This window comes from Bifidobacterium sp. A11 (assembly GCF_000499185.1).
In the GTDB taxonomy this organism is placed as follows: domain Bacteria; phylum Actinomycetota; class Actinomycetes; order Actinomycetales; family Bifidobacteriaceae; genus Bombiscardovia; species Bombiscardovia mizhiensis.
On record NZ_AWUO01000019.1, the window covers coordinates 1 to 8975 of the forward strand.

9 protein-coding genes are annotated in these 8975 nt (G+C 55.5%); 6 read left to right on the forward strand and 3 right to left on the reverse strand.

Annotated features, from left to right (window positions below; genetic code table 11):
• Positions 1-304: 304 nt before the first annotated feature.
• The 4 genes from P273_RS0108910 (at position 305) to P273_RS10180 (ending at position 3374) form a co-directional block, all read left to right on the forward strand.
• Positions 305-970 carry an SDR family oxidoreductase gene (locus tag P273_RS0108910; protein ID WP_051354186.1) on the forward strand — a complete coding sequence of 222 codons (666 nt, stop codon included), beginning with the start codon at positions 305-307 and terminating at the stop codon, positions 968-970.
• A 197-nt stretch (positions 971-1167) separates the two neighbouring features.
• Entirely contained in the window at positions 1168-1920 is a 753-nt protein-coding gene (locus P273_RS0108915) for a tyrosine-protein phosphatase (protein WP_024628095.1), read from the forward strand.
• Positions 1921-1988: 68 nt separating this feature from the next.
• On the forward strand, positions 1989-2927 hold the full coding sequence (locus tag P273_RS0108920) for an aldo/keto reductase family oxidoreductase (RefSeq protein WP_024628096.1): 939 nt from the start codon (positions 1989-1991) through the stop codon (positions 2925-2927).
• A 195-nt stretch (positions 2928-3122) separates the two neighbouring features.
• Positions 3123-3374, forward strand: a complete 252-nt coding sequence (locus P273_RS10180; protein ID WP_024628097.1) for a hypothetical protein — start codon at positions 3123-3125, stop codon at positions 3372-3374.
• A 214-nt stretch (positions 3375-3588) separates the two neighbouring features.
• Here P273_RS10180 and P273_RS0108930 read toward each other — a convergent pair whose 3' ends face one another.
• Complete coding sequence (locus P273_RS0108930; protein WP_024628098.1) at positions 3589-4407, reverse strand: nitroreductase family protein; 819 nt, start codon at positions 4405-4407, stop codon at positions 3589-3591.
• Positions 4408-4513: 106 nt separating this feature from the next.
• Positions 4514-4879: a DUF4235 domain-containing protein gene (locus P273_RS0108935; RefSeq protein ID WP_024628099.1), complete on the reverse strand. Its 366-nt coding sequence runs from the start codon at positions 4877-4879 to the stop codon at positions 4514-4516.
• Positions 4880-4943: 64 nt separating this feature from the next.
• On the opposite strand from P273_RS0108935, the gene P273_RS0108940 reads away from it, so the two are divergent.
• Positions 4944-5654: a histidine phosphatase family protein gene (locus tag P273_RS0108940; protein WP_029676371.1), complete on the forward strand. Its 711-nt coding sequence runs from the start codon at positions 4944-4946 to the stop codon at positions 5652-5654.
• 718 nt (positions 5655-6372) lie between these two features.
• Positions 6373-7710, forward strand: coding sequence for an ABC transporter substrate-binding protein (locus P273_RS0108945; protein ID WP_024628101.1), 1338 nt, complete (start codon positions 6373-6375; stop codon positions 7708-7710).
• A 19-nt stretch (positions 7711-7729) separates the two neighbouring features.
• Here P273_RS0108945 and P273_RS0108950 read toward each other — a convergent pair whose 3' ends face one another.
• Complete coding sequence (locus tag P273_RS0108950) at positions 7730-8734, reverse strand: LacI family DNA-binding transcriptional regulator (RefSeq protein WP_024628102.1); 1005 nt, start codon at positions 8732-8734, stop codon at positions 7730-7732.
• Positions 8735-8975: the final 241 nt, after the last annotated feature.

Sequence of the window (8975 nt, forward strand, 5' to 3'; positions counted from 1 at the left end):
TTACACTTGAATATGGGAGGCATCCTCAGGAGAACATTCCTGAGGATGCCTCCCATATTCATATTCGGCTCAGACCAATGCTTTATTGTTCCTGTCTTCCTGCACAAAGCCGTGAGGGAAACAATCAAACGCAGTTCGGCTGAATACCAAAGGTCGCCTCGCACTTGCGCAGTCTGCGATTTGAACCCAGAGAGCACTGATGTCAAAACCGTCGCCCACTTCGCCGCCTGTCGTTTCTGGTCCAGGACATCTAGAATGAAAGGCAGCCAAATCAGGCGAACAAACACGGATACGAAGAAAGCGGATGAGCATGGGCAAAAGAATCATTCTTGTAGGGGCCACGGGCAGAGTAGGCGCATTGACTTGCGAGGACCTGGTCAAAGCCGGCCATGAAGTGGTCGCTTGCGCACGAGGGGCCTCGAAGATTCACGACAGCCAGCAGGTGGAACCCGTGACCTTGGATCTGCATGACCCGCTCTCCCAGGTAACCGACGCATTCCGCAAGACGCATGCGGATGCCGTTGTCTTCACTGCAGGCTCACGCGGCAAGGACATCAACCAGATCGACGCCTTGGGAGCCATGAAGACCATAGAGGCCGCCAAAGAGGTTGGCATCACCAGGTACGTCATGCTGGGAGCCATGTATGCAGCAGACTGGCTGCGCTGGGAGCAGCCCCAGGTCAAACCTGCCATCGACGCCCTGGCTGACTATTACGTGACCAAGAACATGGCCGACCAGTACCTGATCAGCTCCGGACTGGATTACACCATCATCGAGCCAGGCAGCCTGACCGAACAGACCGGCACAGGAGCCATCCAGGTAGAACCAGACGGCCCCGGGCCCATACCGATCCCCGACGTGGCACAATGCCTGGCCGACTGCGTCGACCTTCCCCAGACCTCAGGCAAGATCTACAACATCATCGGGGGAGGCACACCAATCAAACAGGCCCTGACCGCAGAGCAGTGACAACACCAACCAACCAAGCCCTCACAAGAAACTTCTGCCGCGAGACTATGGCGTGTCTGCACAGCAACGGTGATGGTACCTTGGTTGCATTGCTTGTTGGTTCTTGCTGTTGATTGCGCGCTGGCGCACTGCGTCCCAGTGACCTTTATAAAGGCGGGATTGGCGTGGGGACTGGGCGCAGCCTAAGGAGGTCGTTAATGAACATCACCAATTTTCGTGATCTGGGGGGCATTCGGACCATCCACGGCCGCCGGGTTCGTCCCTACAAGTTCATCCGATCAGGACAGCTGGTGGGTCTGGACGAAGATACGAAGAGGGAACTGGTCGACCGCTACCGGGTGACGCAGGTCGTGGACTTTCGCCGGCCCTTTGAGAGACAGGAAAGTCCTGACGACAGGATCGATGGTGTGACCTTTACCAACATTGATCTGCTGGAGCAAAGTGGTACCAACGGCGCCAGCCTGGACGATTTCGCCTCGCTGGGTTTAGCGGATCAGGTCAACGGCCACATGTTGAATGTCTACCATGACCTGGTCATGAGCCCTGCGGCCCAGCAGGGGTATGGGAAGTTCCTGCGAATCGTCGTGGACAACATCCAGGGGGCTACGCTCTTCCACTGCTTTGCCGGCAAGGACCGGACCGGGTTCGCCGCGGCCCTGGTGCTCTGGCTGCTGGAAGTGGACGACACCCATGTATTTGCGGACTATCTGAAGACCAACCAAGAGAGGGTCGTGGCCAACAATCAACTGCTGGACCAATTTCGAGCCAAAGGCTTCGACCAGGATTCACTGGATGCACTACAGATTGCGCTCTGCGTCAAGAAAGAATACCTGGCCCATGCCCAACAAACCATGGTCGAGGCCTACGGGGATGTCTTCACCTATGCCCAGCAGGCTCTAGGGTTCGGACCGGACCATGTGGAGGCACTGCGCAGCAACCTGCTGGAGTAGCCGCACAAGGCTGGAGGTAGCCGGTACGGGTAGACTCGAGCCTAGACGTCAATTGCGAGGAGGACATTGTGCGATACATGAACTTAGGACGGTCAGGGTTCCGGGCCTCCCGTGTGGCCCTGGGGGTCATGCGGATCGATCAGAAGAGCCGCGAGGAAGCGCGGACCATTGTGGAGACTGCCATGAATGCGGGCGTGGACTTCTTCGACACAGCAGACTGCTACCATGCCGGAGCCAGCAGCCGAGCCCTGGGACAGGCTCTGAAAGATCTGAGCGTAGACCGGGACAGCGTGGGCATCCAGACCAAGTTCGGCATTTTCCGCAACCCGGATAGCGATCAGATCACCCGCTACGACTTCTCCAAGGATCACCTGCTGAAGGCCCTGGATGAAGAGCTGGTCAACCTGCAGACCGACCATGTCGACTTCGTACTGCTGCATCGCCCCGACACCCTGGTCGACTTGGACGATCTGGCCGAAGCCTTCAATGAACTGCAATCCAGTGGAAAGGTTCGGCACTTCGGCGTCAGCAACGTCAACCCCATGCAGGTGGAGCTGTTGCAGAGCGCTGTAAGCCAGCGCCTAGAGGTCAACCAGCTGCAATTCGGTCTGGGGCACACCGGCATGGTCGACCAGGAGATTCATGTCAATATGGGCGACGATCCCAGCCTGGACCATGATGGTGGTCTTCTGGCCTATTCGCGGCTGAAGTCCATGACCATTCAGGCCTGGAGCCCCTTCCAGACTGGATACTTCGATGGTGTCTTCCTGGACAATCCCCGCTATCCCGAGCTCAATGCAGAGTTGGACAAGTTGGCTCAACAGCATGAGGTAGCCAAGAGCGCTATTGCTGTGGCTTGGATTCTGCGGCATCCCGCGGGCATACAGGTGCTTCTGGGATCCATGAACCCCGAGCGCATCACGCAGATGGCCGCCGGCGCGGATGTGGATCTGACCGCTCAGGAATGGTACGACCTCTACCTGAGCGCCGGTCACGACCTGCCCTGATCCGTGCTCTAGAGTCGCTCGCGTCCGCCCGTCTTTAACTGCTTCTGGTTATGAAGGATTGCGCCCTGCCAGTCTGATCTTGCATCATTCGGATGTGTCATCTGGCAGGGCCTGCCCGATCGGGCATTGGGCGCTATGAGTGCAAAAGTGTACAGAAGGATAGTCAGATCGGTTTCGAGGTAGTCGTACGCTGTCATGCATTATTTCACCCCACGACGTTGCGCTGCTACGTCCAAGATCATGTATCACGATCGGGCCAAGGCCCAGCAGGCCGCCGACCGCAGCATGGTCGAACGCAACGTTCTTCTGTGGGTCTACCGTTGTGATTACTGTGGAAACTGGCATCTGACCAGCCATGAGCCGGGCTCCTACCAGCGTATGAGGACGGGCTCGCGAACTCTGAAACCGCATAGTCGCAAACGTGGGTATAAACCCCGCCGTCGGTAGGGGCAGTCATTGCCTCTGCAGCTCTAGCGTTCGACTTGGCATTCTTGATGATCGCAGAGGTGATCCATACGGCCCCAGGCAGCAAGATCGGATTCCGCTGATCTCACTGCTTGGGGCCGATTGGGTTTTGTCTGCTCGCCTAGGGCCGGTGAACTGGACTGGTGAACTTCTCAGGTGAGCCTTACAGTTGTCTGGCCAGCAGGGACTTCGTTGCCTAGCAGGCTGGGTCAAAGCCCTGTCGGCGGATCGAATCCAGCATGGGTTCATGGCCGGAGGCAGGGTTGCGAACCTTGTCAGTCATCATGGCGCTGAATGAACGGTGGGGATCATCCAGGTGCCGTATGTCGCGATAGTAGCGGGTGACCGTCTGATCGAAGTCAGCCAGGGCGTCCTTCATGTCTGCATCATCGTCGGCCCGCTGATAGGTGTTGGTGAAGATTTGCGCTTGACGGGGCATCCTGGGCTTGGGATCCGGATCCTGGGCCGGATGGCCAATGGCAAGACCCAGCACCGGGTAGACCAGCTTGGGCAATTTCAGCAGATCGATTAGTCTGTTCGTATCATTGATGACACTGCCCAGAATGACTCCGCCCAGGCCCAGGGCGTTGGCTGCGGTCTCCATGGCGTGCAGGGCCAGAACCGCATCGTTCTGCGACTGCAGGAAGACATAACCGGAGTTGAGCAGAGTGGTATCCGGTTCCAGATCATCGGCGAATCGTCGGACCAGATCGGCATTGCGGCGCTGGTCGGCGAGGAAGATGTAGAGCAACGGGGCTTCGGCCACGTAGCGCTGATGGGCCATATCCGCGATAGCCAGCGCCTCATCATGATCCGTGACCCTGATGGCCGACCATTCATGGAAATACCGGCTGGTCGCTGCATGCTGGGCCGCCTGCTCCAGCAGGGCGACGGTCTGGTCGTCTACCGGTTCGTCAGTGAATCCGCGGATGGAGCGTCGTTCAAGCAAGGTCCGTATGGTGGGATTGTCGGCCGGATTCGCGGCCGGGGTTTTCTGTGAATTTGATAAGGTCATTTTGACATTCTGGCCGTCAACGCCTGCCAATGCAAGACCTTGTCGTCAAAATCACGCAATCAGCGTTATCTGGACCGGTCTGGTTATCAGTCAGCGTCCCTTGCTCTCAGCGCTGGTGACGACGGTCGATCAGAGCCTGGGAACCCCGCTCGGACAGACCTGAGACCAAGGCGATAACGGCTGCCGACAGAACGCCGAAGAGAAGACCGTCAGTAGCACTCTCCTGATCCTCTTCAGGGCTGTCCACGCCTCCATTGCGTTTGCGGACCAGTTCGTTCCAAAAGGCCTGGAAGAGCTTACCCGCCAACAGCGCGGCGATGCTGGGAAGTGCAAGCTTGACCAGCTTGTCTGTCAGCGATTCCGGGTCAGATTCGATCGAGTTGCGCATGTCATTCACCTTGCTATCCACCTGATGAAGCATGCCGACCACTTGGTCGGCCATCCTGCCAGGTTCCCGTCCTGAGTCCGTCATAGGTTCATTATCCCACATGCATGGTGCTTAGGGCGTGACCGTACCTGGGGTTAAACTGCCATCCATGGACATTGCGAAGAATACGTCGGGCAAAGATGCCTCGAACGAGAGCGAAGGCTATGCTGTGCTGCTGCGGCATGGTCAGACAGTTTGGAGCGAAACCGGGCAATATACGGGGCGTACTGACATCCCTCTGACTGACCAAGGGCGTGAACAGGCCAAAGAGGCGGGTCAAAGACTGGCTAAGGCCTTTCCCGATGGATTTGACCCTGACTGCATTTTTTCCAGCCCCCTGCAACGAGCCAGGCAGACAGCCGAACTGGCCGGTTTCTCTGATCCGGCGCCGATGGATGGGATTCTGGAGTGGGATTACGGTCCGGCCGAGGGGCACCGTCCTCAAGACGTGGTGGCCAGCCTTGGCCGTGACTGGAAACTGTGGATCGACGGTCCGCATGCTTTGGGCATCGATGAGCTGGCTGGCGACCGGATGGTCGATCTGCCTTCGGGCAGCCCCGTTTCCGTACATGTGACTCAGGGCGAAAGTCTGGATCAGGTAGCTGCCCGTGCGCGTGGGATTGTCGAATGGCTCGAGCCTCTGGTGTGTTCGGGGCGGCATGTGCTTCTGGTGGCGCACGCCCACATCCTGCGCATCCTGACGACGCAGTGGCTTGACTTGGATCCCCATAAGGCCCAGCTGTTCAGAATGAATACGGCGCATTATGGTGTTCTTGGCATCTACCAGGGCAAGCGTGTGCTCAGGCAGTGGAACGTGTGATCGGGCTGAATATTATTTGTATTAGTCGCGACTTGCTGCCTGCGCCCCAACGTGGCTCTTTCCCCCGGTACGAACGTAAGCAATACTGCCATGCCATACTCCTGACTCCTGGCAGGCTATAGCCGTGGGAAAGGACTCAATGCTGAATATTTGGTCTATCTGGCTTTGTGCCATCTTGACGGCGGTGCGCTCCGCCTGGCTGGCTCGGCAAGCACAGGTATCAAAAGCATTGACCAGTTTTGCGCGCTGAGGATGGCATACAGAAGCGTGTATCTCAGTAATTGCGAGGGCAATGTTTCCAAGCCTCAAAGAGATGATATTACGTTATCGATTTGAGGAAAGAGTGGCCTTGTCATAGCTCGTGGGCATGTTTCGCGGATCCTGACTGCATCGGATCTGCATGTTGACGTGCCGTTTTTGCAGTCGATGATGACTGGGCGAGTCCTCCGTCAAGATAACGTACCGATCTAGAGAGTTCTTCTAGATATTATGCAAACGTTTGTATAAGAGAACACATTTTTCTTTGCAAAATAATGGAAATGAATCATTAAGGGCAATTAATAAGCCTAATTGAGAGACGATATAAAATGCTAGCGTTTGCAATTCGATCGGAAAAGTGGGAAATTATGAGTACAGGCGGTTGATGAAGCTTAGCTTGATCTGTGCCGCCGCGTAAGTGATTGCGGGACACCTCGCGATCTAGAGGAAAGGTTCAAAGATGAATAATACGGTCAAGACGGCCATAACTGCGGCGGTGGCTACAGTCATGACTCTTGGAGCCGTTGCCGGGTGCGGGGCCTCCGGAACTGCTGCCAAAAGTGATCAAGGGAAGGTGTATTTCCTCAATTCCAAGCCTGAAGTTTCGGACAGTTGGAAGAAGATTGCCGATGAGTATACCAAGCAGACAGGTGTTCAGGTCACGGTGGAAACCGCGGCTTCGGGAACTTATCAGCAGTCACTGAAATCCGAGTTTGCCAAGTCTGAACCGCCTACACTCTTTCAGCTCTCTGGGCCGGTGGACATGGAGACTTGGAAGGATTACACGGCTGATCTGACTGATACGGCAATCTACAAGCAGATGAAGGATCAGACCCTCGCCTTGAAATCTGCAGAAACCGGTAAGCCAGTAGGCGTGCCCTTCGTTATAGAAAGCTATGGCTTGATTTATAACAAGGACATCCTGGACAAGTACACCAAGACCAGCGGTGCAGCGGTCAAATCCGTCAAAGACATTAACTCATTCGACAAGCTCAAGGCTGTTGCTGATGGGATGCAGAAGCACAAGGACGAACTGGGTATCAAGGGAGCATTTACTTCAGCCGGTTTTGACTCGAGCTCCATCTGGCGGTATGACACTCACCTGGCCAACATGGCGCTTGATAGAGAATTCAAAGATGATGGAATCACGCAGGAGCCGGCCAGCATCAAAGGCACCTACCTGCCTCAGTTCAAGAACATTTTTGACCTGTATCTAACGGATTCGACCACTCCGCGCACGCAGCTCAGCAGCAAGACGAATGATGATGCGAACTCTGAATTTGCCTTGGGGGACGCTGCATTCTATCAAAACGGCACTTGGGCCTGGACTGATCTGCAGAACGCTGGGATGGATGCCGACAAGGTCGGTATGATACCCATCTACATGGGTTTGCCCAACGAGCATGAGCAGGGATTGGCGACCGGTTCTGCGCAGTACTGGTGCTTGAATAAAAAAGCCGATGCCAAGAACATCAAGGCTACCGAGAAGTTCCTTGACTGGATGATTACTTCAGAACAGGGCAAGAATGCCATAGCCAAGGATATGGGTTTCACCACCCCGTTTAAGACTTTCAACAAGGTGAAGACCGATAACCCTCTGGTCGCCGCTATGCAGAAAGACTCTGATTCCAAGCATGAGCGTGTGGGCTGGAGCTTCACGGTTGCGCCTTCGGAGCGTTGGAAGGATGATCTCGGAAGCGCCATGCTTGAATATGCCCAGGGCACTGCCGGCTGGGATGGTGTCCAGAAGGCCTTCGTAGACAATTGGGCGAAGGAGTATCAGGCCAACAAACACTGATTCGTTGTAAGGAATGGTCTCAGCGCTGGAGCGGAGCGGTGGACGACCGGAGAATCAATGTGGGAGGGATCAGCTCATGCGGATTCTCCGGCTTCTTTCCCTCGATAAGCTGCAGGGTCTTCTTGGCAAGCGAAACAGCCATTTCATAAGGCTTCTGCCGAATGGTGGTCAGGCCGATATCCTCTGCGAATTTGCTGTCGTCATATCCTATGACGGACATGTCTGAGGGAACGGCGATGCCGAACCGTTGCAGCTGGAAGATGAGTGGTATGGCCAACGAATCTTCCTGACCCGCTATTGCGGTGGGTCTGGTTTTCAGGCTTTCCAGCTGTGCCAGCACAGCACTGGTGGGATTTTCGGTTGCCGGGGCTGCCAGGACCGTTGGTTTGATGTTGGCAGCTCTGCAGGCGCTCAGGAACCCTTCCAATCTGGCTTGAACGCTGAAACGAAGCGAAGCAACAGGAGTTGATCGTACATATGCAATATGAGTGTGACCTAGAGCTATCAGATGATTGGCCGACAGCATGCCACCATTGAAATCGTCAATGCGGACCGAGGCCATGAAACCCTTCTCCTCCGTAACGTTGAGACTGAGGATCGGCACGTTGATGCTCGCAAGACGAGAAACCTCTGAGGCTTCAATGTCGAAGGAGGTGACGATGACGGCGTCGACGTTGCGCTTCACTGGTAATGCTTCAAAGAATTCTCTTCGTGCATGGCCACTGGTGATCTGGCAGATGGAGATGTCATACCCATTGCGAGAAAAGACCGCGTTGAACCCTTCCATGATGGTCGAGTTGAACCAGGTGCTCAAGTGGTCGTTGATGAGCACAGCCACCCGTAGGGACTGGCCTGATTTGAGCGCGGTCGCGGAACGGGAAATCGAAAAGTTCAATTTTCGTGCAGTTGACAGCACCCTGGAACGCGTGCGCTCGGAGACCAGTTCCGGCCGAGTGAATGATCGAGAGACTGTGGAAACGGAGACATTTGCTTGTTTGGCCACGTCCTGGATTGTGGATTCCATGGATAACTCCTCGTCAAAGCTGAGCCAAGACCAGCTCCTGCAATTGAATGCCGTTGCGGTGTTCAGATATCTGATGATAGCGCGCTCGATTGAAATACTGTCTGTTGCGCTTATGTCGTCTTTGGTTGTTGCAAGGAGCTATCGATGTGTTGAAAACGATACTGGAGCTGTCAATTTGCAAAGGAGCAAGCGTATGTGTGCATCAATGGACGTGTCGTCCCGAATGAGAGGGCGGGAATGA